A 25,072-nucleotide genomic window follows, 5' to 3' on the forward strand; every position below is an offset into this window, starting at 1 on the left:
CCTGCACACCTACAACCACCACCGCTGCCACACCGCACTGGGCGGCCAGCCACCCATCAGCCGTGTCAACAACGCTGCGGGCCAATACACCTAGTGTCCGGTGGCCGGGGTGGCTGTGGCAGCACGCCCGAGTGCCCGACGGTCGGGGCGTGTGAAGACAGCCCCGGCTCTGGGGTCACGCCCGGCCGCCTTGCGTTCCGCCGGGGCGGGCGGTACGGCAGGCCGTACCGCCGCCGTGTCGTCCGTGTCAGCGGTTCCTCCGTACCGCGCCCGCGAGGATCCAGCCCTCCACCGCCTCGTACTGGTGGCGCTGCTCCTCCGACTTGCGGCGGCCGGAGGCCATCGTGCCCAGCCAGCCGCAGGCGAAGCCCAGGGGTATGGAGAGCAGGCCCGTGGTGGTGAACGGGAACCAGTTGAAGTCGGCCTCGGGGAAGGCGGAGACGGGCGAGCCGGAGACCAGGTTCGTCCCCGGCATCAGCAGCAGGACGGCCAGTGAGCCGCCGATGAGCGTGCTGAGCAGTCCCGCTCGCGTGTAGCGGCGCCAGAACAGGCTGTAGACCAGCGCGGGCGCGATGGCCGAGGCACCCAGGCAGAAGGACAGCGTCACCAGGGGTTGCAGGCTGCGGTGCTGGACGAGCGTGGCCAGCAGGATCGCCGGGATGCCCACCGCCAGGGCCGAGATCCGGGCCAGTGCCATCTCGCGGCGCGGTGACATCTCCCGTACCCGGGCCGCGAAGACGTCGTGGGCGAGGGAGTTGGCGCAGGCGAGGATCATCCCGGCGACGGAGGCGAGCAGGGTCAGGAAGACCGCGGTGGTGACGGTCGTGAACAGGAACGTCTCCGCCGTCGACACGTCCGCGCCGAACGCCGCCTGGGAGCCCAGCAGATAGGCCGTGTTGCCCTGCGGGTCGACCTGGGCGATGACCTCCCGCCCGACCAGCGCGGTCGCGCCGAAGCCGACGACCGTGATGACGAGCACGAACAGGGCCACGCTCGACACGGCCCAGGACATCGAACGCCGTACCTGCCGGGCGCTGGAGGCGGTGTACATGCGCATGGTGACGTGCGGCAGGCAGGCGCCGCCGAGGACGATCGTCAGATGCGCCGTGATCATGTCCAGGTCGGGGCTGGCGGCGCCCGAGAACTGCAGGCCCGACGAGAGGAACGCCGAACCCACGCCGCTGTTCCCGGCGGCCGCGCCGAACAGCGCCCCGGGGTCCCAGTCGAAGCGGTTCAGGATCAGCGCCGCCACCACCAGGCCGGAGCCGAGCAGCATCACGATCTTCAGGATCTGGATGAGGGCGGTGCCCTTCATGCCTCCGATCGCCGCGTAACTGATCATCAGCGCGCCCACGCCGATGATGCAGCCCGTCTGCAAGGACTCGCCGGAGAAGCCGAGGATGAACGCCATCAGCTGCCCTGTGCCCGCCAACTGCACCAGCATCAGCGGCAGCAGCGCCGCCAGGGTCACCGCGCAGGCCGCGATGCGCACGGCGCGTCCCGGCATGCGGCGGGTCAGCGCGTCGCCCATGGTGAACCGGCCCGCGTTGCGCAGCGGTTCGGCCAGCAGGAACATCAGCAGCATCAGTGACAGGGCCGTGCTCAACGCCAGGACCGTGCCGTCGTAGCCGAACAGGGCGATCACGCCGCCCGTGCCGAGGACGGTCGCGGCGGAGATGTAGTCGCCGGCGATCGCCAGGCCGTTGCGCATGGGGGACAGGGAGCTGTAGCCGGTGTAGAACTCGTCGAGGTCGTCCCGGTCCGGGCCGGTCATCACGCAGAGCAGCAGCGTGATCGTGGCGACCGTGGAGAAGCCGACCAGGGACATCGCCTGGGCGTTGCCGCTGAACTCGGTGGTCACCGCGCCTCCTCCCGCTTGGCGTCCAACTGGGCCTGCTTGCGTATCCGGTCCGCGATCGGGTCGACGTGGCGGCGGGCCGTGGTCTCGTACAGGGCGATCGCCAGCCACGTCACGGGGACCTGGATGAGCGCCAGGAGCAGGCCGGTGGGCAGGCCGTCGGTGACCGTGCTCGTCATGAACGACGGCGCGAACGCCGACAGGATCAGGAACAGGGTGAAGTACCCGAGCGCCGTGAGCGTGGCCACGCGCCGCTGCCAGCGGTAGGCACTGCGCAGGATCCGCAGGTCGCTGTGGTGCCCGAGGGCGGCGTGGCGCTGGGGACGCCTCGCGGCCGCCGGCTCGGGCTCCTGCTGCGGCGCCCAGGGGTAGGTGTCGTACGAGGGCGACGCATCGGGTGGCGGTGGGTAGGGGCGGTACGGGGGCGGGTCGTAGGACATCCCGGTGCTCCTTGCGAGGGTTTTATCCGGTGCGGCGGACCGCAGGGAGGTGGGGGGTGAGCGGCCACGCACGTTACTTCGGAGTACCGGGGCTGCGCGAGGGTTTCACCAAACTGATCGGTCGGTACGCGCTTACCTTTCCGACCTCGGGTGTTACCCGCGTTAACCGAGGTTGGTGCGCGTCCCCGGTGGGCTACCTGAGGTGGATCAGTGCCACGGACGCCGGTACTTCGCCGCCGTCGTCGAGCGTCGCGCCGAACGTCAGCCGCCGGTCGGTGCGACGCCGCACCGGACTCCCGGCGCGCACGGTGAAACCGACGCCGACCCGTCCTCCGGCGGGAACGCGTATGCGTTCCTCCTGCCGTCCGTGTTCCGTCCGCACGGACCACCCGTCGCCCACCGGCCGGGCCGCGACCGTCACGTGGCGTGCGGTGGTACCGAAGTTGTAGACGTCGACGACCATGCGCGTGCGGCGGCCGAGACGGTAGCCGTACGGCGGCGGCGCGTCCCCGTCGTCCTTGCCGGGGGCGGCGTTGCGGGCGGGGAAACGCTGGGCCAGGACGATGTGCTCGGCGGGGGAGAGGCGGGCCCGGGGGCGAGCGGTGGCCTGGGGGCGAGCGGTGGCCCGGAGGGAAGGCGCGGAAACCGCCGGACTCGCGGGGGTCGCGGGGGTCGCGGGGGAGACGACGTACAGGGGGTCGCGTGCGGCGGTCACCGGGCCCGCGGGCAGGCGGCGGCCCATCAGGTCGTACGCGACCCCTGCCGGGTCCACGCGCACGGGCCGCTCCGCCCACAGCACCATGACCCGCTCGCCACGCCCGCTGTCGAAGACGAACCCCCGGACCCCGTCCGGCAGGCCGGGCGCGAGGCCGGTGAAGTGTGCCGCGCCGAGCAGCGAGGTGAGTGCCGCGAAGGCGCTGTAGGCGGGCAGCGGCCGGAAATCCCGGTCGAACAGCCCGAAGTAGACGCCGTCGTCGTGCAGCGGCGGGCCCGCGAACCAGAACTGCCGCTCGTTCCCGGCCGCCGGCCCCTCCACCATGGAACGCACCACGTACCGCGCCTGGACGATCTCCTGCTCCGGCGTCAGGTCCTCCCCGGGCCGGGCCTTCTGGAACGCGCCGCACTCCGTCATCCACAGCGGTACGTGCGCCTGGTGCCGGCGCGCCAGTTCGTGCTGCTCCCGCGCGGCGCCCGGGAAGCGCGGCTCGCCGGGCTCGGCCGGGTCCGGGTAGCCGTGGAAGGCCCACACGTCGGCGTAGCGCACGACGTCGTTGGCGAGCATCAGGTCCTGGAAGGGACCGGTCTGCGCGAGGCCCGGCAGGACGACGAGGCAGGGCTCGGGCGCGGCGTCCTTGATTCCGAGGGCGGCGGCCTTCACGAACGCGGCGTGGGCGTCGCCGGTGCTGCGGGTGGTGTCGACGTCCGGTTCGTTCGAGAGCTGGAGTGCCTCGGGGCCGGCCGCCGCCAGGTGCCGGGCGTAGCGGTAGGCGTGCCTGAGGTCCGCCGGGAGCGGCAGCGAGGCGTCGGTCATGGCCCACTCGGGGGCGGGGGAGAGCACGTCGAGGACGGCCAGGCCGTGGGCGCGCAGGGTGCGGGTGCGGCGGTCGTGGTGGGAGGTGTCGTACGCGCCGGGTGCAGGCTCGGCCGCGGGCCAGGACTGGCCGTCCCGTACCCAGCCGGTTCCCATGTCCCGCAGGGCCGCGGCGAAGTCCGGCAGCCGGGACGGCGGGACGAGGGAGGACGCCCAGACGTTGACGCCGAAGCGGCTGGTGGGGCCGGTGACGGCGGACCGCTCGGGCAGGCGGGCGAACCGGCCCGTCACGCCGTCCGCGTGCACCCGATAGTGCCCCGGGGGCAGGGCGGGCAGTGTGACCGTCACGCTCGTGTCACCCGCGGCGATGGTGGCCCGGCCGGCCGCTGCCCGGCTTCCGCGGTGGTCGCTGACGACGTACCGCACGCGGTACGCGCGCGTGGCCCGCCCGTCCAGGGCCAGCCGCAGCCTGGCCGGTTCACCCACGCGGTGCCGGGGCACGGACAGCTCGCGCAGGGCCGGGTGCCCGGCCAGGTGGCGCAGGGTGAAGCGGTCCAGGGACAGGGCGTACGCCGTCGTGTCGCCGAGGACGGCCGGTTCGGTGACGCGGAAGGTGAACGTGTGGGTGCCGCCGTCCAGTTCGACCACGCCGAGGTCCAGGACGGACAGGTCGCCCCAGGCGGGCGGCGACTCGTACCAGTGCGGTTGTGAGCGCGCGATCTCCTCGAACGGGCCGTCGTCCACGGACAGGTGCGGATAGGAGGCGACGGCCTCGGTGTGCGGCGTCTCCATCGGTGCCGTGGCGACGGCGGTCAGCGCGTACACCCCTGGCCGGGGGACGCGCACCGCGTAGGTCGCGTACCAGCCGGTCCCCGCCGGGGGTTTCCCCGCAGTCCGTAACCTCAGGTACCGCCCGCCCGAGGCCCGGCGGTCCCTGACCACCGGGATGTTCGTGCGTACCGCGGCCTCGCCCTGCACCGTCACCGTCACCGCCGCGGGCGTGGCCGCCCGGGCCGCGGCCGAGCCGCTCGCCGCCGCCATCGCTCCGAGTCCCGCCGCCATCGCCGTGCGCCTGTTGAAGTCCATGCCACCAGCAGACACGCACCGGCCGTCACGGCGCGTCACCCGCACGAGTGTCCGGTCCCGGAAAGGCGTCGGGGTCGGGCCCTAGGGGGTGCCGGGGACGGCGGTGAGGTGCCGGCGGTAGCGGACGCCGGGGCGGCCGTCGACGGTCGTGTTCTCCACGCGCGTGAAACCGCTGCGGGCCAGGACGGTCATCGACGCCGGGTTGTCCAGGGTCGTGACCGCCGTGAGGGTCGTCAGCCCGTACTCGGTGGCGGCCAGGCGGCTCACCTCCGCCACGGCCGCCCTCGCCACGCCCCGGCCAGCGGCGCGTTCGCCGACGCGGTAGCCGAGTTCGGCGCCGCCGTCCGCCACGTCGAGCAGGTTCACCCGGCCGATCAGCTTCCCCTCGTCGTCCAGGACGACGTGGAAGTGGCACACACCCGCCCGCTGTTCGGCCAGCAGGGCCTGATGGCGTGCGGCGAAGCCGGACGGAGTGAAGTAGGCGTCCCCCCGGTCCGGCACGGTGCGCGCGAAGTAGGCGCGGTTCTCCCGTTCGAAGGCCAGCAGGGCTTCCGCGTGACCGGCCGTCAGCCGTTCCAAGGTCACCATGGGCCGGAGGATACGTACGGTCAGTCCTTCAGCACCGGGAATTTCCGGGGCGCGAGGAACAGCAGCACCAGGAACGCCAGGGCCGCCGCGCCCGCCGCACCCAGGTAGACCGCGTGCACCGCGTCCGCGATCGCCCGCCGCGTCGCCTCCGGCGCGCTGCCCGAACCCAGCGCCCGGGTCACCGAGTCGAGGTCGCCCGCCCCGCCGAGCCTGGCGGCCAGCACCCCGTTGGCGACCGCGCCGAAGACCGCCGCGCCGACCGTCTGGCCGGTCTGGCGGCAGAACAGCACCGACGCGGTCGTCGTACCGCGTTCCGCCCAGCCCACCGTCGACTGCACCCCGACGATGAGCGGCAACTGGAACAGGCCCAGCGCGGCGCCGAGCAGCAGCATCAGCAGCGTCGGCTGCCACGCCTGCCCGGGGTACGGCAGGAAGGGGAACGCGAACAGGGTCAGCGAGGCCGCTCCGATGCCGAGCATCGCGGTGTTGCGGAAGCCGATCCTGCGGTACACGTGCTGGCTCAGCGCCGCCGACACCGGCCAGCTCAACGTCCATACGGAGAGCACGAATCCGGCGGCCACGGGCGCGAGGCCCAGCACCGACTGGGCGTAGGTGGGCAGGAACACCGCCGGCGCGACCATCAGCAGACCCAGCGCGCCCAGGGCCAGGTTGACCGCGGCGATCGTGCGGCGCCGCCACACCCAGCCCGGGATGATCGGCTCCGCCGCCCGGCGCTCCACCAGCACCACCACCGCGACCAGGAGGAGCCCCGCACCGAACAGGGCCAGGGAAGGCGCCGACAGCCACGGCCACGCCACCCCGCCCTGCACCAGGGCCGTGAGCAGGACGCCGCCGCAGGCGAACACCGCGAGCGCGCCCGCCCAGTCCACGCGCGCGTGCGTCGCCGTTTCCCGCTCCGGCTCGTGGAGGTGACGGACGATCAGCCATAGGGCGACCGCGCCGATCGGCAGGTTGACCAGGAAGATCCAGCGCCAGTCCGCGTACGTGGCGAGCACACCGCCGAGACCCGGTCCCGCGACCGCGGACAGCGCCCACACCGTCGACAGTTTCGACTGGATCCTGGGCCGCTCCTTCAGCGGGTACAGGTCGGCGGCGAGCGTCTGCACCGTGCCCTGGAGGGCGCCGCCGCCCAGTCCCTGCACGATCCGGAAGGCGATGAGCGCCCCCATGTTCCAGGCCAGCGCGCACAGCAGGGAGCCGACGAGGAAGATCACCGAGCCCGCTATCAGGACCGGTTTGCGGCCGAAGGTGTCGGAGAGCTTGCCGTACACGGGCAGGGTGACGGTCACGGCCAGCAGATAGCCGGAGAACAGCCAGGAGAAGACGGAGAAACCGCCGAGGTCCCCCACGATCTGCGGGACGGCCGTCGAGACGATGGTGGCGTCGAGCGCCGCCAGCGCCATCGAGAGCATCAGCGCGGCGACGACGGCTCCGCGCCGGTCGGTCGCGGCCGGCCGCGCGGTCTCATGTGCCGTGGAACTGGTGCCGCCCACCCCGGGTTCCTCCCCCTCGCCGTGGCCACGCCGCAGTCCTGCGCCGGTGCCGCCATGCCTGCCCCTTGCACCTACCTGCCGCCCGACAGCTTCCCACTTGACCCTGACGTCGCGGGAGGGTGGAGCCTGACTGGACCGACGGGGGGAGCCTCACTGGACCGACGGGTGGAGCCGACCCTGAGACGGCCTCCACCCTTCGGTGGACTGCCCCTAGGGGTACCTCCGTACTACGACCTGGGGAGGGTTCGTACCGGCGGAGGACGAGACGCGGAGAGGGCGTTCCTTAACCTGGCTTTACGCCGCCGGGGGGCGGTTTCACACACCGGCGGGGGTGGGGTTTTCCTCAGGAAAAGACTGCGCTGAACACCAGGGCGCGGGGCCCCTCCCCGCGGCGAGACTGAAACGCGTCGGACGGGCTCATCCGTTCCGAGAGCGCGTACCGCGGCTGTCGACCAGGCGACCGCCTTCACCATTTGCTGACCGATATAGGAGACATACCGTGACTTCGGCTGTGACCATTCCCAGGCACGGGGGTACTGGAGGGCGTACGGCCGTTGCCGCGCGGGCGCGCCAGGTCGTGAAGGCGTACGGGTCCGGAGAGACCCGGGTCGTCGCCCTCGATCACGTCGACGTGGACATCGCACGCGGCCAGTTCACCGCGATCATGGGCCCCTCGGGCTCCGGCAAGTCCACGCTCATGCACTGCCTCGCCGGCCTCGACACCGTCACCGGCGGGCAGATCTACCTCGACGAGACCGAGATCACCGGCCTGAAGGACAAGAAGCTCACGCAGCTGCGCCGGGACCGCATCGGGTTCATCTTCCAGGCGTTCAACCTGCTGCCGACGCTGAACGCCATCGAGAACATCACGCTGCCCATGGACATCGCGGGCCGCAAGCCGGACAAGCAGTGGCTGGCCCGGGTCGTGGAGACCGTCGGCCTCGCCGACCGGCTCAAGCACCGGCCCACCCAGCTCTCCGGAGGCCAGCAGCAGCGCGTCGCCGTGGCGCGGGCGCTGGCGGCCCGGCCCGAGATCATCTTCGGTGACGAGCCGACCGGAAACCTCGACTCGCGCGCGGGCGCCGAGGTCCTCGGCTTCCTGCGCCGGTCCGTGACCGAGCTGGGCCAGACCATCGTCATGGTCACGCACGACCCGGTGGCCGCCTCGTACGCGGACCGCGTGCTGTACCTCGCCGACGGCCGCATCGTCGACGAGATGTACAAGCCGACCGCGGAGGCCGTCCTGGACCGCATGAAGGACTTCGACGCCCGGGGGCGCACGTCATGACCGTCATGAAGACCTCGATGCGCAACTTCCTCGCGCACAAGGGCCGCATGGCGCTCTCCGCGATCGCCGTCCTGCTGTCGGTGGCCTTCGTCTGCGGGACGCTCGTCTTCACGGACACCATGTCCACCACGTTCGACAAGCTCTTCGCGGCCACCTCCTCGGACGTGACGGTGAGCGCCAAGGGCGCCTCCGACAGCGGTGAGACGACCGCCGACAACGGCAAGCCGCCCGTGCTGCCGGCGTCCGTGCTCGCCGAGGTGCGCAAGGCCGACGGCGTGAAGTCCGCCGAGGGCACCGTCTTCTCCACGTCGGTGACCGTCGTCGACGCCGACAAGGACAACCTCTCGCCCTCCAGCGGCGCCCCGACCATCGTCGGCAGCTGGAACGGCAACGACGCCCGCACCATGAAGATCACCTCCGGCGCGGCGCCCAGGGGCGGCGACCAGATCATGGTCGACGCCGACACCGCCGACAAGCACGACCTGAAGCTCGGCGACGAGATCGGCGTGATCAGCGCGGTCGGCACCCACAAGGCGAAGATCTCCGGCATCGCCGACTTCACCGTCACCAACCCCGGCGCCGCGATCTTCTACCTGGACACCAAGACCGCCCAGCAGACCCTGGTCGGCGAGTCCGGCGTCTACACCAACGTCAACGTCACCGCGGCCGCCGGCACCAGCGACGCACAGCTGAAGAAGAACGTCACGGCCGAACTCGGCGGCGACTACCAGGTCAAGACCGCCAAGGAGACCGCGGACGCCAACCAGAAGGACGTCGCGGGCTTCATGAACGTCATGAAGTACGCCATGCTCGGCTTCGCCGGGATCGCCTTCCTCGTCGGCATCTTCCTGATCATCAACACCTTCTCCATGCTGGTCGCCCAGCGCACCCGGGAGATCGGCCTGATGCGGGCGATCGGCTCCTCCCGCAAGCAGGTCAACCGCTCGGTGCTCGCCGAGGCGCTGCTGCTCGGCCTCGTCGGATCGGTGCTCGGCGTGGGCGCCGGCGTCGGCCTCGCGGTCGGCCTGATGAAGCTCATGGGCCAGATGGGCATGGAGCTGTCCACCAGCGACCTCACCGTGGCCTGGACGACCCCCGTGGTCGGCCTCGTCCTCGGCGTGATCGTCACCGTCCTGGCCGCCTACCTGCCCGCCCGCCGCGCCGGCAAGATCTCCCCGATGGCCGCCCTGCGCGACGCGGGAGCCCCGGCGGACGCCAGGGCCGGCTGGATACGCGGTGTGATCGGCACCGTCCTCACCGGCGCCGGCGGCTTCGCCCTGTACCTGGCGTCGGCGGCCGACAAGGCCAAGGACGGCTCCCTGTGGCTCGGTCTCGGCGTGGTGCTGTCGCTGATCGGCTTCGTCGTCATCGGCCCGCTGCTCGCCGGCGGAGTGGTCCGCGTCCTCGGTGCCGCCCTGCTGCGCATGTTCGGCCCCGTCGGGCGCATGGCCGAGCGCAACGCCCTGCGCAACCCGCGCCGCACCGGCGCCACGGGTGCCGCGCTGATGATCGGCCTCGCCCTGGTGGCGTGCCTGTCCGTGGTCGGCTCCTCCATGGTGGCCTCCGCCACCGACCAGCTCGACAAGACCGTCGGCACGGACTTCATCGTCCAGTCCGACAGCGGGCAGCTGATCACCCCGCAGGCGGTCAAGGCCATGAAGTCGACGCCGGAGCTGGAGCGGGTCACCGAGTACAAGTGGACCAAGGCCGACTTCACCACCCCCGACGGCGAGACCCTCAAGGACACGGCGATCACGGCGGCGGACCCGTCGTACGCCACCGACCTGCGCACCGAGACGGTCGCCGGCAAGCTGCCCGACGCCTACAAGCCCGACTCGATGTCCGTGCACGAGAAGTTCGCCAAGGACCACGGCATCAGCCTCGGCTCGAAGGTCAAGGTGGCCTTCAAGGACGGCTCGGCGGCCGACCTGACGGTCCGGGCGATCACCAGCAGTGACGTCGTGATCGACGCGGGCGCGATGTACACGTCCATCGCCACGATGGCCAAGTACGTCCCTGCCGACAAGATGCCGCTGGACTCGCTGGTCTTCGCCAGCGCCAAGGAGGGGCAGCAGGACGCCGCCTACAAGTCCCTGAAGTCGGCGCTGCACGACTACCCGCAGTACACCGTGCGCGACCAGACCGACTACAAGGAGGCCCTGAAGGACCAGATCGGCCAGCTGCTCAACATGATCTACGGCCTGCTGGCGCTGGCGATCATCGTCGCCATCCTGGGCGTGGTGAACACCCTGGCCCTGTCCGTGGTGGAGCGCACCCGGGAGATCGGCCTGATGCGGGCGATCGGCCTCTCCCGCCGCCAGCTGCGCCGCATGATCCGCATGGAGTCGGTGGTCATCGCCCTCTTCGGCGCCCTGCTGGGCCTCGGACTGGGCATGGGCTGGGGAGCCACCGCGCAGCAGCTGCTCGCGCTGGAGGGCCTGATGGTCCTGGAGATCCCCTGGCCGACGATCATCGGCGTCTTCATCGGCTCGGCGTTCGTGGGCCTGTTCGCGGCACTGATCCCGGCGTTCCGGGCGGGCCGGATGAACGTCCTGAACGCGATCGCGACCGAGTAACCGCCCAGGAACCACCGCACACGGGGGTTGCGGGGGAACGGCCCGCCCCGGAGGTCTCCACCTCCGGGGCGGGCCGAGCGCTGTGCGCTCCCCGCCGGGCCGCTTCGGCGCGCCGCGCCGGCCGCAGGGCATGAGAGCCGTACGGCGAGTGGGTCGTACGGCGAGTGGGTCGTACGGCGAGTGGGTCGTACGGCGTGTCAGCTACCGGTGGCCGTCCGCCGCTGGAGGACCACGTACCCGTTGGCCTCGCCCGCGACGGCGTACTCGGCTCCCGGGTGCAGCACGCGGGCGTAGCCCACCGGGTCGCGGTACCCGCCGTCGACGTTCTCCAGGGCGATGTACTCAGGGGTGACGCCCTGGGTGTTGCCGAGCCAGAAGACCCGGCAGCGCGAGGTGAGGCGGCTGATCGGGCCGATGTTGGCCTCGACGGTGGCGCCGTCGGGTATCCGCGCCAGCAGGCGTTCGACGCCGGACACGGCGGCCGGCTTGCGGTAGATCTCGGCCTCGGCCAGCTGCGCCAGCGGCAGCGAGGTGGTCAGCGCCAGCGCCGCGGCGGCGACGGCGGCCGGCAGGTGGGCGGCGTACGAGCGCAGCCACGCGCGCGTGCTGAGGCGCGCGGTCGTGAGGGCGTCGGCGAGTGCGAGCACGACGACCGGCATCAGGACCGCGCTGTAGTGCCAGTCGGTGCCCCAGTAGTGCGCGTCCCCGGACAGGAAGCGCCAGCCGAGCGTCGGCAGGGCGACCACCAGCAGCGGGGAGCGCAGGGCGAGCAGCCCGCTGGTGGGGACCAGCAGCCAGGCGAGGGTGCGCAGCTTGGTGCCGAGGCCCTCGAAGGGGCTGCCCGCTGCGCCGACCTTGTCCCAGTAGGCGTAGCCGCCCGACGGGCTGAACCACGGGATCACCACGGTGAGGGCGAGCACCGTCGCCGCCACGCCGAACACCGCGACACCGAGCGCGTACCGGACCGCCCTGGGCGACCGGTCGCGTGCCCGCCAGGCCACGACCAGCGCGATCGCGGCCAGGGTCAGCCCCAGGTCCTCCTTGACCAGCACCAGGGGGAGCGCCCAGCACAGGGCCGCGCGCAGGCGCTGCGCGAGGAGGGCCTCCAGGGAGAAGGCGATCAGCGGGACGGCGAAGCAGATCTCGTGGAAGTCGAAGTCGACGGCGCGCTGGACGCCCCAGGACAGCCCGTAGGCGAGGCCGAGGGCCAGACCCCGGCGGCGGCCCAGGAGCCGGGCGGCGGCGCGGGTGACCGGCACGGCGGACAGCGCGAAGAGCGCGGCCTGCGCGACCAGCAGCGTGACCGGTGAGGGAAACAGCCGGTACAGCGGCGCGAGCACGGCGGTCACCGGGCTGAAGTGGTCCCCCAGGATGTCGAAGCCCGGGCCCTTGAGGTCCGCGACCGGCGCCCTGAGGTGCGCGTAGCCGCGCACGGCCTGCTCGAAGATGCCCAGGTCCCAGGAGAGGGTCGTCATGTGCCGGTAGCGGCCGACGGAGACGGTCGCGTAGGCGGCGAAGAGGGCGGCGGCGAGGACCCAGGGGTCCCACCGCGCGCCGAGGCGGCGCCGGCCACCCGGGGCGTGGGCGGCCGGCGCAGGTATCCGGGGGGACGGGACCTGGAGGGTGGAGGCAGGCATGACGTGCCTTACGCAGGGGCGGGAATCGGACAGATCATGCCGTGGTGAAAACAACTGGTGGGGGTGAAGTTGTGAAGATTGGGCGGCTGATTCCCCCTTGACCGGCGGAGCCGGGCGCGGCCAGGGGAGAACGGTCGTTATCCACAGGCCCGCCGCGCGGGCGCGCATCGTCGTACGCTGGAGACCCCCGGCCCGCAGCGCGCGTCGGGCCCGTCGTGTTGCCCCTCCCCTGGACGGAAAAAGCCCCGAATGAGCCTGCACGGTCTGCTCGACGCCGTAGTCAAGGACGCCGCGCTCGCGGAAGCGATCAAGGCGGCCGCAGACGGCAACCGCATGCACGTCGACCTGGTCGGTCCCCCCGCGGCCCGCCCCTTCGCCGTCGCCGCCCTGGCCCGCGACACGGGCCGCCCGGTGCTGGCGGTGACGGCGACGGGCCGCGAGGCCGAGGACCTGGCCGCGGCCCTGCGCTCCCTCCTCCCGCCGGAGGGTGTCGTGGAGTACCCGTCGTGGGAGACGCTCCCGCACGAGCGGCTCAGCCCCCGCAGCGACACCGTCGGCCGCCGCCTGGCCGTGCTGCGCCGCCTGGCCCACCCCCGGCCCGACGACCCCGAGACGGGCCCGGTCTCCGTCGTCGTGGCACCGGTGCGGTCCGTGCTCCAGCCGCAGGTCAAGGGCCTTGGTGACCTGGAGCCGGTCGCCCTGAGGACCGGCCAGAGCGCCGACCTGAACGAGGTGGTCGACGCCCTCGCGGCCGCCGCCTACGCGCGCGTGGAGCTCGTCGAGAAGCGCGGCGAGTTCGCCGTCCGCGGCGGCATCCTCGACGTGTTCCCGCCCACCGAGGAACACCCCCTGCGTGTCGAGTTCTGGGGCGACGACGTCGAGGAGATCCGCTACTTCAAGGTCGCCGACCAGCGCTCCCTCGAAGTCGCCGAGCACGGCCTGTGGGCGCCGCCGTGCCGCGAGCTTCTGCTCACCGAAGACGTCCGCACACGCGCGCGTGCCCTGGCCGAACAGCACCCCGAGCTCGGAGAGCTGCTCGGCAAGATCGCCGAGGGGATCGCCGTCGAGGGCATGGAGTCCCTCGCTCCGGTCCTGGTCGACGACATGGAGCTGCTGCTCGACGTGCTGCCCAAGGGCGCCATGGCCGTCGTCTGCGACCCGGAACGGGTCCGCACGCGCGCGTCGGACCTCGTGGCCACCTCGCAGGAGTTCCTCCAGGCCTCCTGGGCGGCCACCGCCGGCGGCGGCGAGGCGCCCATCGACGTCGGCGCGGCCTCCCTGTGGTCCATCGGGGACGTCCGGGACCGGGCCCGCGAGCTGGACATGATGTGGTGGTCCGTGTCGCCCTTCGCCGCGGACGAGGAGCTGACGGATCCATTTGCCGCTGACGCGGCGGGTGACACCCTCAAGCTCGGCATGCACGCCCCGGAGACCTACCGCGGCGACACCGCCAAGGCCCTCGCCGACACCAAGGGCTGGCTCGCCGACGGCTGGCGCGCGGTGTTCGTCACCGAGGGGCACGGACCGGCGGCCCGCACGGTCGAGGTGCTCGGCGGCGAGGGCATCGCCGCCCGGCTCGACACGGACCTCGCGGAGATCTCCCCGTCGCTCGTGCACGTGGCGTGCGGCTCGATCGAGCACGGCTTCGTCGACCCGGCCCTCAGACTCGCCGTCCTGACCGAGACCGACCTGACCGGCCAGCGGGCGTCCGGCCGCGAGGGCGCCCGGATGCCGGCCCGCCGCCGCAAGACCATCGACCCGCTCACCCTGGAGGCGGGCGACTACATCGTCCACGAGCAGCACGGCGTGGGCCGCTACATCGAGATGGTGCAGCGCACCGTGCAGGGCGCGACCCGCGAGTACCTGGTCGTCGAGTACGCGCCCGCCAAGCGCGGCCAGCCCGGTGACCGCCTCTACATCCCCACCGACCAGCTGGAGCAGATCACCAAGTACGTCGGCGGCGAGGCCCCCACCCTGCACCGCCTGGGCGGCGCCGACTGGACGAAGACGAAGGCCCGCGCGAAGAAGGCCGTCAAGGAGATCGCCGCCGACCTCATCAAGCTGTACAGCGCCCGCATGGCCGCCCCCGGGCACGCCTTCGGCGCGGACACCCCTTGGCAGCGCGAACTGGAGGACGCCTTCCCCTACGCGGAGACGCCCGACCAGCTCACCACCATCGCCGAGGTCAAGGAGGACATGGAGAAGTCGGTCCCCATGGACCGCCTGATCTGCGGCGACGTCGGTTACGGCAAGACCGAGATCGCCGTCCGGGCCGCCTTCAAGGCCGTCCAGGACGGCAAGCAGGTGGCCGTCCTGGTGCCGACGACCCTGCTGGTGCAGCAGCACTTCGGGACGTTCAGCGAGCGGTACGCGCAGTTCCCGGTGAGCGTGAAGGCGCTGTCCCGCTTCCAGACCGACACCGAGGCCAAGGCGGTCCTGGAGGGCCTGCGCGAGGGCTCCGTCGACATCGTCATCGGCACGCACCGGCTGTTCTCGTCCGAGACGAAGTTCAAGGACCTGGGCCTGGTCATCGTCGACGAAGAGCAGCGCTTCGGCGTCGAGCACAAGGAGCAGCTGAAGAAGCTGCGCGCCAACGTCGACGTGCTGACGATGTCCGCCACCCCGATCCCGAGGACGTTGGAGATGGCGGTGACGGGCATCCGCGAGATGTCGACCATCACCACCCCGCCCGAGGAGCGCCACCCGGTCCTGACGTTCGTCGGCCCCTACGAGGAGAAGCAGATCGGCGCCGCCATCCGCCGCGAGCTGCTGCGCGAGGGCCAGGTCTTCTACATCCACAACCGGGTCGAGTCGATCGACCGGGCCGCCGCCCGGCTGCGCGAGATCGTCCCCGAGGCGCGCATCGCCACCGCCCACGGCCAGATGTCGGAGTCCACGCTGGAGCAGGTCGTCGTCGACTTCTGGGAGAAGAAGTTCGACGTGCTGGTGTCCACGACGATCGTGGAGTCCGGCATCGACATCTCCAACGCCAACACCCTGATCGTGGAGCGCGGCGACAACTTCGGCCTGTCCCAGCTGCACCAGCTGCGCGGCCGGGTCGGCCGGGGCCGCGAGCGCGGCTACGCCTACTTCCTCTACCCGCCGGAGAAGCCGCTGACGGAGACCGCGCACGAGCGGCTCGCGACGATCGCCCAGCACACCGAGATGGGCGCCGGCATGTACGTGGCGATGAAGGACCTGGAGATCCGCGGCGCGGGCAACCTCCTCGGCGGCGAGCAGTCCGGACACATCGCGGGCGTCGGCTTCGACCTGTACGTGCGCATGGTCGGCGAGGCCGTCGCGGACTACCGGCGCCAGCTGGAGACCGGCGAGATCGAGGAGGAGCCGCCGCTCGAGGTCAAGATCGAGCTGCCCGTCGACGCGCATGTCCCGCACGACTACGCGCCCGGCGAGCGTCTCCGCCTCCAGGCCTACCGCGCCATCGCCTCCGCCAACACGGAGGAGGACATCAAGGCCGTACGCGAGGAACTCGTCGACCGCTACGGCAAGCTGCCCGAACCGGTGGAGAACCTGCTGCTCGTCGCCGGCCTGCGCATGCTCGCGCGTGCGTGCGGCGTCGGCGAGATCGTGCTGCAGGGCAACAACATCCGGTTCGCGCCGGTGGAGTTGCGCGAATCGCAGGAGCTGCGGGTCAAGCGGCTGTACCCCGGGGTCGTCATCAAGCCGGCGGTGCACCAGGTGCTGGTGCCGCGCCCGAAGACGGCGAAGGTGGGCGGGAAGCCGCTGGTCGGGCGGGAGCTGCTGGCGTGGGTCGGGGAGTTCCTGACGTCGGTGCTGGGGTCTTGATGCCGGGGCTGTAGGGCTGGAGGGCTGGAAAGCTGTAGGGCTGTAGGGCTGTAGGGCTGTCAGACGCCCAGTGCCGCCTGGCGTCCGCGCCGTGCGGCGCGCTGCCCTCGAGCGCCCTCAAGCGTCGTCAAGCGCCGTCGAGCTCCGTCAGGCCACCGGTCTCACCCGTGCACCGGTGGCCCGGCGCAGTGCTGTCGCCAGCCGGTCGCGGACCGCGACCTGTGCTGCGATCCGCGCGTCCAGCACCGCGAGCCGGTCGGCCGCGACCCGCAGGGCCTGGTCCGAGGCGGGCCTGGCCATGACGTCGCCGTCCAGGCACGGCAGGAACACCCGCACGTCGTCGAGGGTCAGGCCGACCTCCAGGAGACCGCGGATGTTGCGGACGCGGACCGCCGCATCGGCGTCGTACAGGCGGTAGCCGTTCGCGGCCCGTTCGGAGGTGATGAGCCCCGCCTGCTCGTAGTGGCGCAGGGCGCGCGCCGTGGTGCCGGTCGCTTCGGCGAGTTCGCCGATCCGCATACGAGGTGCTGCCATGGGCGCCAGTCTCAGCCGACGACCGCGCCACCGTCCACCGGAAGCACCACGCCGGTGACGAACGACGCCCGCGGCGAGGCAAGTTGGGTGATGGCCCACGCCACCTCCCCGGGGCGGCCGATCCGGCCGAGCGGCGTGTGGTCGAGCTGCCAGGCGCGGATCGCGGCACGCTGCTCGGGGGTGAGGCCGGAGTGGTCGGCGATCGGGGTGTCGATCGCACCGGGGGCCACGGCGGCGACCCGGATCCCCAGGGGCGCGAGCTCCACCGCCCAACTGCGCGTGAGCACCTCCAGGGCAGCCTTTCCCGCCGCGTAGAGGGAGTTGCCGGGCCAGCCCCGCTGCCCCACCGAGGTCGTCACGTTCACGATCACCCCGCGGCTCTCCTCCAGCGCCGGGAGCGCGGCCTGGACGAGCAGCACCGGAGCGAGGAGGTTCGTCGCGAGCTGGGGCTCGACGGCGGCACGGGTGTACGTGCGCAAGGACTGGGTGGTGACGATGCCGGCGTTGTTCACCAGTACGTCGATGCCGCCGTGCCGGTCGAGCACCGTACGGACGATGGTCTCGGGGCCGTCGTCGGCCGTGACGTCCGCGACCAGCGGACTGATACGGGACGGGTCGTGGGCGGCGGTCTCGGCGAGGGGCGCCGCGCGACGGCCCACGGCCACGACGTGTGCGCCCTCGTCGGCGAAGGCGCGGGCGGTGGCCCGGCCTATGCCCGTGCCGGCGCCGGTGACGAGCACCGTTCGCGGTGTCGTCGACGATGTCGTCGACGAAGTCTCGCGCGGGTTCTGCGGGTTCTGCGGGTTCTGCGGGTTCTGCGGGTTCTGCGGGTTGGTGAAGTCCATGCGGGGATCTTCGGACCCTGACGCCAGCGGCAAGGTCAAGCGCGTGACGAGGGCGCAGCCGCTGCCGGTCGCGGGCGCCCCTGCGTCGGCCCCGGCCGGCGTTCCGCCGCCGCTACTCGCCGCGTCGGAACAGCATCTCCGCCAGCACGCGGAACACCTCCTCGGGATCCCGGTCGCCCACCGGGCCGTCCAGGTTGCGGCTGAGCAGCAGCGTGGCGAAGCCGTGGGCCAGGGACCAGGCGGCGACACCGGCCAGGCGGGCGTCGGCGCCCCGGCCCTCCGGCGGCACGGCGGTGACGGCCTCGCGCAGGGCGTCCGAGGCGAGGGCCCGGGCCGTGGTCAGCTCCAGATCGCCGGCGCGCAGCAGCTCGGGCGCGAACATCACCTGGAAGTGCGCCGGATGCTCACGCGCGAAGCGTACGTAGCGCACGCCCGCCTCCTTCAGGTCCGCCGCCTCCCGCAACGCGGCCGCCAGCAGCCCGAAACCCTCGGCGGCGATCGCGGTGAGCAGCCCGGCGCGGTCCTTGAAGTGATGGGCCGGCGCGGCGTGCGAGACGCCCGCGCGGCGGGCCAGGTCGCGCAGGCTCAGCCCGGACGGACCGTCCACCGCGATCGCGTCGAGGGCGGCCGTGAGGATGGCGCGGCGCAGGTCGCCGTGGTGGTACGGGCGACCTGCGGGGCCCTTGCTGTTCGCTGACGCCTTGCTGGAGCTCATGGGCAGGAGCGTACGCCGAATCTAGGCATTGACAAGTTGGGGGCGGGCGAGGCAATCTTGTCATTGTCAAGTTGTGGCGGGATCGGGTGTCGTCCGACCCCGCGCCGAGGGGGCGGACGCGAGCGGAGGCACACCATGACGGAACATGTCGGCGAGATCGGCGAGACCTCGCGGCCGGGCGGAAACGGCGAGGGCGCGGTGACACGGGGCGGCAGCGTGGAGCCGGCCCGCGTCCGGCAGATGTGGCACCTGCTGGAGCCCTTGCACGCGGTGCTGTACTACGCACCGGAGGCCTTCGAGGAGGCGGCCGCCCTCGGGTTCGACACGCGGGAGCGCTGGCCAAGTTACTTCCCGTACCGCGCCGCCCCCTTGGGGGAGGCCGGCCCGCGGCAGGTGGCCTCGGCCTTCTACAGCTTCAGCCCGCGCATGGTCGCGGAGCACATCGGGCCGGCGTGGCGGATCGCGAGCCCGGGCGCCGTGCTGGAAGCGAGGACACGGGCGGTCGACCGGGCCTACCGCACCCTCTTCGGAGGCCGGGTGGACAGCCCTGAGCTGGCGGAGGCCGCCGCGCTCGCCCGGCGCGCCGCCGAGGCGGCGGACACGGCCGCGCGTCCGCTCGCCGCCGCCAACGCCGCACTGCCCTGGCCGCAGGCCCCGCACCTCCAGTTGTGGCACGCCGCGACGATCCTGCGCGAGCACCGCGGCGACGGCCATCTCGCGGCCCTGCTCCTGGCGGGCCTGGATCCCGTGGAGTCGCTCGTCTCCTTCGCCGCGATAGGCGCCGCCTCGGTGGAACGCTTCGCGAGCCGAGGCTGGAGTCCCGGCGAGTGGGCGGCCGCCCGCGACCGCCTCGCCGCCAGGGGGCTGGTCGACGAGGACGGTACGGCCACGGGGGAGGGCCGCGCCCTGCGCCACCGCGTGGAGCGCCTCACCGACCAACTGGCCGCCGGCCCTTGGCGGTCCCTCGGCCCCTACGGCGTCGACCGGCTCGCCGGACTGCTGGGCGACTACTGGATCGCGGTCCTCGGATCGGGCCTGCTGCCCTCGGAGACGACGTTGGGCATAGGCAAGGTCTGACCGGGAGACCGGACGAGGGATGCCCTGCAGTCCGGCCCGGTCGAGGGATGCCATGCGATCCGGCCCGGACACGCGATGCCGTACGGTCCGGCCCGGGCGAGGGGTGCCCTGCAGTCCGACCCGGTCGAGGGATGCGATCCGGCCCGGACGGGCGGTGCCATGCGATCCGGCCCGGGCAGGCGGTGCCATCCGATTCAGCCCGGACAGGCGATGCCATGCGATCCGGCCCGGACGGGGAAAGCCGCCCACAGGACGGCCGTTGGAGCTGACGCAGAAGCCGGCGTCCAAGGCTCGTCCCGTGGGCGACCCCGCGCTGGTGGAGGTGTGACTTGAGGCGTTACTGCTGGTCGGGCCGATCGCGGTCGCGGTCCATGCCGAGCGTGCCCTCGACCCGCTGCTGCCCCGTGTCGACCTGGTCCTCGTACTTGCCGCCGGTCTTCTCGTTGATCTTCTGTTCCGCGGTGTCGGAGCCTTGCTTGCCCCTGTTCCGCGCCTGGCTCTTGAACTTGTCGAAGATGCCCATGCAGAACTCCTTCCGGGGGTGACTCAGAACCGACGATACGCGTGACATGCGAGGTATGCCCATTTGGGCACGGATGTGGTCTGTACCTCTCCCTCGCTACCGTGGGGCAGGCACAGCCGCCCATGCCCGGGCGGAACAGGCAAGCAGGGAGGGGCGCACGGTGAGGCGTCTGAGGGGCGGGGCGACAGCGGTTGCCGCGATGGTGTTCGCCGGTGTGACGCTGGCCGGCTGCGAAGGGCTGACCCCGCCTGCGGACGGCGGCGGTCCCTCCGGCTCCGGCGTCCCGGCCGACGGCAACGGCCGGGCGGTGAGCCCGCTGGACAACCCGGACGGCACGAAGCCGGGGCTGGCGGCGATCACGTCCGCCGCGGACCGGGCGAGTGCCCGTGCTCTGATCGAGAAGGTGGCGACCAAGGGGCGCGGCCCGAGGACCGGATACGAACGGGACGAGTTCGGCTACGCCTGGATGGACTCGGCGCCCCGCGACGTCCCCTTCTCCCGCAACGGCTGTGACACACGGAACGACCTGCTGCAAAGGGACGGTGAGGACCTTCGCTTCCGGTCGGGCTCGGACTGCGTCGTCAGCTCCCTCACGCTGCACGACCCGTACACCGGGAAGGTCATCGAGTGGACCAAGTCCCGTGCGACGAAGGTCCAGATAGACCACGTCATGCCGCTGTCGTACGACTGGCAGATGGGCGCGTCGCGCTGGACGAAGGACAAGCGGGAGGCCATCGCCAACGACCCGCTCAACCTCGTCCCGGTGGACGGGCCGACCAACAGCGCGAAGGGAGACTCCGGTCCGGCGTCCTGGCTGCCGCCGAACAAACGCATCCGCTGCTCCTACTCGGTGCGCTTCGCCCAGGTGTCACTGAAGTACGACCTGCCCGTGACGGCTGCCGACAAGCGGATGATGCTGCGGCAATGCGACGGCTGAGAGAGCGGCAATGCGACGGCTGAGAAAGCGCCAGTGCGACGGTTGAGAGAACGGCAGGGCGATGGCTGAGAGAGCGGCTGCGCGGCGGCTGAGAGAGGAGAGAAGCGGAGAGAAGCGGAGCGACCCACTCGTCCTGCGCTACCGTCCGCCGGCATGACGAGCCATGCGCTGGAGGCTCTGCGGAGCGCCCTGCGGGACAGGGCGGAGCCGGACGTCAGGGCCCAGCAGCTTCGGGTGCTGCGGCCGCCGGAGAGCGACGAACTGCTCGGTGTGCGGGTGCCCGTGGTGCGCGAACTGGCCCGGGCGCACCGGGAGCTGGCCTGGGAGGACCTGGACGCCCTGCTGCGCAGCACCGTTCACGAGGAGCGGTTGGCCGGAGTGCTGGTGCTGGCCGAGCGGATGCGAACCGCCCGGGGCGCGCAGCGTCGGTATCTGGTCGACTTCTACCTGGCCCGGACGCGGTGGGTGGACAACTGGGATCTGGTGGACGGTTCGGCTCACGTCGTGCTCGGGCCGTGGCTCGTCGACGGACCCGAGGACGCCCTGGAGGTCCTGGACGAACTGGCCGCCTCGTCCTCGCTCTGGGACCGCAGGATCGCCGTCGTCGCCACGTTGGCACTGATCCGCGCAGGGCGTTTCGACCCGACCCTCCATCTGGTGCGCGCCCTGTGCCGCGACCCGGAACCGCTGATCCACAAGGCGCTCGGCTGGATGCTGCGCGAGATCGGCCGCCGGGACGCGCCCCGGCTGGTCGCGTTCCTCGAACAGCACCTAGCCGACCTGCCGCGCATCACCGTGCGTTACGGGACAGAGCTGCTCCCGGCGGAGGAGCGGTCGCGGTTCGTGAGAACGCGGTAGGGGAAGGGGGGCTGGGTGCGTCCGGCGGGCCGGCGAAGGCGGGCCCCGCACCTCTCGCACCCGGCCGGCCGAGTCCCTCCCGCCACGGGAAAACCGGCTTCCCCGCCCGGTAATTCGATTCCGGATGGTCCGCTCCCGCGCCTACCGTGACCGCATGCAACCGAAGATATCGAGCCTCGCCGACCGCCCCGACATGCTGGAGCGGGTCGTCGGAATGGCGGACACCTGGCCGGAGTTCGTCACCCAGGACCTCGTGGGCGCCGCGCACTACCCGCGGATCGCGGGCGAACTCCCGGAGTACGTCCTGTTCGCCGAGGACGAGCGGGGCGAGGTCGTCGCGAGCGCCTACAGCGTGCCCTTCGCTCTCGGCGCGGAGGGCCGCGGCACGCTGCCGGGCAAGGGCTGGGACGCCGTTCTCGTCTGGGCCTTCTCGGACCTGCGCCGCGGTGTGCGCCCCGACACCGTCAGCGCGATCGCGGTCTCCATCGCCCCGCACGCGCAGGGCCGCGGACTGTCCGCGGTGATGCTCTCGGCCATGCGCGACAACGCCCGCGCGCTCGGCTTCAAGGAGGTCGTCGCCCCGGTCCGGCCCAACGCCAAGCACCTCGAACCGCACACGCCCATCGAGGAGTACGCCCACCGCGTCCGCCCCGACGGCCTGCCCCACGACCCGTGGCTGCGGGTGCACGCCCGGGCCGGAGCCACCATCGACTCCGTGGCCCCGGCGTCCATGACGGTGGCCGCCCCGCTGGCGGACTGGCGCCGCTGGACCGGGCTGCCCTTCGACACCGAGGGCGACATCGAGGTGCCCGGCGGCCTGGTGCCGGTGCGCTGCGAACCGGCCCGGGGATACGCGGTGTACGTCGAACCCAACGTGTGGATGCGCCACCCGCTGTGAGGCGCGACGGGCGGTACGGCCGCGATCGCGCGGGACGGCCCATGGGTACGAAGTGATCAGCACGACAACGGTTCGGTACAACCCGTAACCGGTTGTCCGTGTCGGGCTATACGCTCGGATCCCCCACCGGGTTCTGTCACTCGCACGTTCGTCCTATCGGCTACACCGGTCCAGGAGCAGTCATGTACGGCCACGGCGCGGCGCCGCCTCCCCGCAGCGCGGCAACGGTCATCTCCCTGCGCGTGCTGTTCGCCGCCGCCGGTTTCCTCACGTGCGGCCTGCTGGCCTGCGTACCGCTGTTCCGGGTGGCCGTCCTGCGCGGACGGGTCCTCGACTGGGTGCTGGCCTGGGCGAGCCTGCCCCTGTCCATCGTGTGCTTCGCGGTGGTCGGGGTGCTGCCGGAGAGCGACGTCCGCACCGACATCGCGCTGGCCGTGATCCTCCTGATCGGCGCGGGCGCCGGCATCTACTTCCTCGTCGTGGACATCGGGCACCACAGCGAGCAGCGGCAGTTCGCCGGCTACGCGCCGCCGCACGCGCCGACCGTCCACTCCGCGTACGGCTATCCGCACCCCGCCCCGCCCTACGCCCCCACGTCCACGCCCACCCCGCAGCCCCCCGGACCGCACACCCCCGCCCCCCGGGACGCCACGCCCCACGGCCCCGGCCCGGTCCAGCCGCCGCCGTCCCCCCAGCGCCCCGCGCCCGCCCGCATCGACCAGGTACGCGCCGAACTCGACGAGCTCAGCGACTACCTGCGCCGACAGGAAGGCGAGGGCCACCGGGACGGCCGCGACGAGGACGGCAGGTGACCGTGACGGCAGGACGTGTCGTCGCCGGCCGCTACGAACTGTCCACGCTCCTCGGGCACGGCGGCATGGGACAGGTCTGGACGGCGTACGACCGGCGGCTCGACCGGCGCGTGGCGGTGAAGCTGCTGCGCCCCGACAAGGTGGCCGGTCAGGACGCGGAGGAGCTGCGCCGCCGCTTCGTGCGCGAGTGCCGGGTGACCGCGCAGGTCGACCACCCGGGCCTCGTCACGGTGCACGACGCGGGCAGTGAGGGCGAGGAGCTGTTCCTCGTCATGCAGTACATCGACGGCGCCGACCTCGCCGGCCACCTCGCCGAACACGACCCGTACCCCTGGCCCTGGGCTGTCGCGGTCGCCGCGCAACTGTGCGCCGTGCTGAGCGCCGTGCACGCCGTGCCGATCGTCCACCGCGACCTCAAGCCGCGCAACGTGATGGTGAAGCAGGACGGCACGGTCACCGTCCTCGACCTCGGCGTCGCCTCCGTCATGGACGCCGACACCACCCGCCTCACCCACACGGGCACCCCCATCGGCTCGCCCGCCTACATGGCCCCGGAGCAGGCGATGGGCGGCGCGGTCGGCCCGTACACGGACCTGTACGCGCTCGGCGTCGTCCTGCACGAACTGCTCAGCGGGGACGTGCCCTTCTCCGGCTCCACGGCCCTCGGCGTCCTGCACCGGCACCTCTACGAGCCCCCGCTGCCGGTGCGCCGCCTGCGCCCCGAGGTCCCCGAAGCCCTGGAGACCCTCGTCCTGCGCCTGCTCGCCAAGGACCCGCAGCACCGGCCCGCCTCCGCACAGGAGGTCTACGAGCACCTGGAGCAGCTCCTGCCCGCACGCGGGACGCCCACCGGGGCGGCCCTCGACCCCACGCGCCCGTTCCTGCGCCCGCACGCCCCCTGGCCCGACCGGGCCCGCACCCCGGCGCCCCAGCCCGCGCCGCCCGCCGCGCCCGTCGCCGAGACCACCGGGAAGACGGACATCGCCCGCGCGGTCGACGAGGTCAAGCGGCTGCTCGGCGAGGGCCGCATCACCCAGGCCGTCGACATCCTCGGCGCGATCCTGCCCGCTGCCGCCGAACAGCACGGCGAGCACTCCCCGGTCGTGCGCACCCTGCGCAAGCAGTACGCGGCCACGCTCCTGGACGACGGCCAGTTCCGGCGCGCCCTGCCCGAGCTGCGCCGCCTCGCCGACGAACGCGCCGCCGAGGCCGGCCAGGCCGACCCGCAGTCCCTGCGCTTCCGCTACGAGGCCGCCCAGTGCCTCGAACAGATGGGCGAACCGGCGGCGGCGCTCGCCGAGTACCGGGCCGTGCTGCCGTACTACGAGAACCAGTACGTCGCCGCCGGCGGCCCCGAGCTCGCGCACGACGTCCGCCGCCGCATCGGCCACCTCCTGCTCGCCCTCGGCGACCGCGGCGCCGCCCACGACACCCTGGCCCGGCTGCTGCACGACGTGGAGCGCACGCACGGGCCCGGGCACCCGCTCGGCGCGGAGATCCGCAGGACACTGCAGTGGCTGGGGCAGGTCCGGGGCTGACCGCGGCCCC

Annotated in this window: 19 protein-coding genes; 9 read left to right on the top strand and 10 right to left on the bottom strand. The window is 72.4% G+C overall.

Translation table 11 applies throughout. The features are described from left to right. Positions 1 to 247: 247 nt before the first annotated feature. The 5 genes from ABZ948_RS27140 to ABZ948_RS27160 form a co-directional block, all read right to left on the bottom strand. A complete protein-coding gene (locus ABZ948_RS27140; protein ID WP_359763720.1) occupies positions 248 to 1,861 on the bottom strand; it encodes a sodium/solute symporter in 1,614 nt (537 codons plus the stop codon). Then, the gene (locus ABZ948_RS27145; protein WP_359763721.1) at positions 1,858 to 2,298 is read right to left on the bottom strand and encodes a DUF485 domain-containing protein; all 441 of its coding nucleotides are present in this window, start codon (positions 2,296 to 2,298) and stop codon (positions 1,858 to 1,860) included. The genes ABZ948_RS27140 and ABZ948_RS27145 overlap by 4 nt, the downstream gene beginning before the upstream one ends. Before the next feature lie 193 nt (positions 2,299 to 2,491). Continuing rightward, a complete protein-coding gene (locus ABZ948_RS27150; RefSeq protein ID WP_359763723.1) occupies positions 2,492 to 4,915 on the bottom strand; it encodes a hypothetical protein in 2,424 nt (807 codons plus the stop codon). 81 nt (positions 4,916 to 4,996) lie between these two features. Next, the gene (locus ABZ948_RS27155; protein WP_359763724.1) at positions 4,997 to 5,503 is read right to left on the bottom strand and encodes a GNAT family N-acetyltransferase; all 507 of its coding nucleotides are present in this window, start codon (positions 5,501 to 5,503) and stop codon (positions 4,997 to 4,999) included. A gap of 20 nt (positions 5,504 to 5,523) precedes the next feature. Then, positions 5,524 to 7,017 carry an MFS transporter gene (locus ABZ948_RS27160; RefSeq protein ID WP_359763726.1) on the bottom strand — a complete coding sequence of 498 codons (1,494 nt, stop codon included), beginning with the start codon at positions 7,015 to 7,017 and terminating at the stop codon, positions 5,524 to 5,526. A 499-nt stretch (positions 7,018 to 7,516) separates the two neighbouring features. On the opposite strand from ABZ948_RS27160, the gene ABZ948_RS27165 reads away from it, so the two are divergent. Together ABZ948_RS27165 and ABZ948_RS27170 are read left to right on the top strand one after the other, a co-directional pair. Then, positions 7,517 to 8,305: an ABC transporter ATP-binding protein gene (locus ABZ948_RS27165; protein ID WP_094053521.1), complete on the top strand. Its 789-nt coding sequence runs from the start codon at positions 7,517 to 7,519 to the stop codon at positions 8,303 to 8,305. After that, positions 8,302 to 10,881, top strand: coding sequence for an ABC transporter permease (locus tag ABZ948_RS27170; RefSeq protein ID WP_359763728.1), 2,580 nt, complete (start codon positions 8,302 to 8,304; stop codon positions 10,879 to 10,881). The genes ABZ948_RS27165 and ABZ948_RS27170 overlap by 4 nt, the downstream gene beginning before the upstream one ends. A gap of 197 nt (positions 10,882 to 11,078) precedes the next feature. Here ABZ948_RS27170 and ABZ948_RS27175 read toward each other — a convergent pair whose 3' ends face one another. Next, the gene (locus ABZ948_RS27175) at positions 11,079 to 12,518 is read right to left on the bottom strand and encodes a DUF2079 domain-containing protein (protein WP_359763729.1); all 1,440 of its coding nucleotides are present in this window, start codon (positions 12,516 to 12,518) and stop codon (positions 11,079 to 11,081) included. Between the two features lie 249 nt (positions 12,519 to 12,767). Between ABZ948_RS27175 and mfd the strand changes: the two genes are divergently transcribed. Beyond that, positions 12,768 to 16,325, top strand: coding sequence for a transcription-repair coupling factor (gene mfd, locus ABZ948_RS27180; RefSeq protein WP_359763731.1), 3,558 nt, complete (start codon positions 12,768 to 12,770; stop codon positions 16,323 to 16,325). Between the two features lie 147 nt (positions 16,326 to 16,472). On the opposite strand, the gene ABZ948_RS27185 is transcribed toward mfd, so the two are convergent. From ABZ948_RS27185 to ABZ948_RS27195, 3 genes are all read right to left on the bottom strand, one after another. Then, positions 16,473 to 16,844, bottom strand: coding sequence for a MerR family transcriptional regulator (locus ABZ948_RS27185; protein WP_359763801.1), 372 nt, complete (start codon positions 16,842 to 16,844; stop codon positions 16,473 to 16,475). 26 nt (positions 16,845 to 16,870) lie between these two features. Then, positions 16,871 to 17,704 carry an SDR family NAD(P)-dependent oxidoreductase gene (locus tag ABZ948_RS27190; protein ID WP_359763733.1) on the bottom strand — a complete coding sequence of 278 codons (834 nt, stop codon included), beginning with the start codon at positions 17,702 to 17,704 and terminating at the stop codon, positions 16,871 to 16,873. Between the two features lie 112 nt (positions 17,705 to 17,816). Next, the gene (locus tag ABZ948_RS27195; protein ID WP_359763735.1) at positions 17,817 to 18,419 is read right to left on the bottom strand and encodes a TetR/AcrR family transcriptional regulator; all 603 of its coding nucleotides are present in this window, start codon (positions 18,417 to 18,419) and stop codon (positions 17,817 to 17,819) included. A 240-nt stretch (positions 18,420 to 18,659) separates the two neighbouring features. Here ABZ948_RS27195 and ABZ948_RS27200 point away from each other — a divergent pair, with 240 nt between their 5' ends. Further along, complete coding sequence (locus ABZ948_RS27200) at positions 18,660 to 19,496, top strand: SCO6745 family protein (RefSeq protein ID WP_359763802.1); 837 nt, start codon at positions 18,660 to 18,662, stop codon at positions 19,494 to 19,496. Positions 19,497 to 19,833: 337 nt separating this feature from the next. On the opposite strand, the gene ABZ948_RS27205 is transcribed toward ABZ948_RS27200, so the two are convergent. Beyond that, complete coding sequence (locus tag ABZ948_RS27205; protein WP_359763737.1) at positions 19,834 to 20,019, bottom strand: antitoxin; 186 nt, start codon at positions 20,017 to 20,019, stop codon at positions 19,834 to 19,836. A 160-nt stretch (positions 20,020 to 20,179) separates the two neighbouring features. Here ABZ948_RS27205 and ABZ948_RS27210 point away from each other — a divergent pair, with 160 nt between their 5' ends. From ABZ948_RS27210 to ABZ948_RS27230, 5 genes are all read left to right on the top strand, one after another. Beyond that, on the top strand, positions 20,180 to 20,956 hold the full coding sequence (locus ABZ948_RS27210; protein WP_359763738.1) for an HNH endonuclease family protein: 777 nt from the start codon (positions 20,180 to 20,182) through the stop codon (positions 20,954 to 20,956). Between the two features lie 153 nt (positions 20,957 to 21,109). Continuing rightward, positions 21,110 to 21,814: a DNA alkylation repair protein gene (locus ABZ948_RS27215; protein ID WP_359763740.1), complete on the top strand. Its 705-nt coding sequence runs from the start codon at positions 21,110 to 21,112 to the stop codon at positions 21,812 to 21,814. 154 nt (positions 21,815 to 21,968) lie between these two features. Next, positions 21,969 to 22,712: an N-acetyltransferase gene (locus tag ABZ948_RS27220; RefSeq protein ID WP_359763741.1), complete on the top strand. Its 744-nt coding sequence runs from the start codon at positions 21,969 to 21,971 to the stop codon at positions 22,710 to 22,712. Positions 22,713 to 22,894: 182 nt separating this feature from the next. Then, complete coding sequence (locus tag ABZ948_RS27225; RefSeq protein WP_359763743.1) at positions 22,895 to 23,524, top strand: hypothetical protein; 630 nt, start codon at positions 22,895 to 22,897, stop codon at positions 23,522 to 23,524. Between the two features lie 38 nt (positions 23,525 to 23,562). Then, positions 23,563 to 25,062, top strand: a complete 1,500-nt coding sequence (locus ABZ948_RS27230) for a serine/threonine-protein kinase (RefSeq protein WP_359763804.1) — start codon at positions 23,563 to 23,565, stop codon at positions 25,060 to 25,062. Positions 25,063 to 25,072: the final 10 nt, after the last annotated feature.

The sequence above is a fragment of the Streptomyces olindensis genome (genome assembly GCF_040645895.1).
GTDB lineage: Bacteria > Actinomycetota > Actinomycetes > Streptomycetales > Streptomycetaceae > Streptomyces > Streptomyces olindensis.

Bases quoted from the DNA above. Each gene is read 5' to 3' on its own strand.
- ABZ948_RS27145 (WP_359763721.1), bottom strand. From the start codon at position 2,298: ATGTCCTACGACCCGCCCCCGTACCGCCCCTACCCACCGCCACCCGAT.
- ABZ948_RS27150 (WP_359763723.1), bottom strand. From the start codon at position 4,915: ATGGACTTCAACAGGCGCACGGCGATGGCGGCGGGACTCGGAGCGATG.
- ABZ948_RS27155 (WP_359763724.1), bottom strand. From the start codon at position 5,503: ATGGTGACCTTGGAACGGCTGACGGCCGGTCACGCGGAAGCCCTGCTG.
- ABZ948_RS27170 (WP_359763728.1), top strand. From the start codon at position 8,302: ATGACCGTCATGAAGACCTCGATGCGCAACTTCCTCGCGCACAAGGGC.
- ABZ948_RS27175 (WP_359763729.1), bottom strand. From the start codon at position 12,518: ATGCCTGCCTCCACCCTCCAGGTCCCGTCCCCCCGGATACCTGCGCCG.
- mfd (WP_359763731.1), top strand. From the start codon at position 12,768: ATGAGCCTGCACGGTCTGCTCGACGCCGTAGTCAAGGACGCCGCGCTC.
- ABZ948_RS27185 (WP_359763801.1), bottom strand. From the start codon at position 16,844: ATGCGGATCGGCGAACTCGCCGAAGCGACCGGCACCACGGCGCGCGCC.
- ABZ948_RS27190 (WP_359763733.1), bottom strand. From the start codon at position 17,704: ATGGACTTCACCAACCCGCAGAACCCGCAGAACCCGCAGAACCCGCAG.
- ABZ948_RS27195 (WP_359763735.1), bottom strand. From the start codon at position 18,419: ATGAGCTCCAGCAAGGCGTCAGCGAACAGCAAGGGCCCCGCAGGTCGC.
- ABZ948_RS27200 (WP_359763802.1), top strand. From the start codon at position 18,660: ATGTGGCACCTGCTGGAGCCCTTGCACGCGGTGCTGTACTACGCACCG.
- ABZ948_RS27205 (WP_359763737.1), bottom strand. From the start codon at position 20,019: ATGGGCATCTTCGACAAGTTCAAGAGCCAGGCGCGGAACAGGGGCAAG.
- ABZ948_RS27215 (WP_359763740.1), top strand. From the start codon at position 21,110: ATGACGAGCCATGCGCTGGAGGCTCTGCGGAGCGCCCTGCGGGACAGG.
- ABZ948_RS27220 (WP_359763741.1), top strand. From the start codon at position 21,969: ATGCAACCGAAGATATCGAGCCTCGCCGACCGCCCCGACATGCTGGAG.
- ABZ948_RS27225 (WP_359763743.1), top strand. From the start codon at position 22,895: ATGTACGGCCACGGCGCGGCGCCGCCTCCCCGCAGCGCGGCAACGGTC.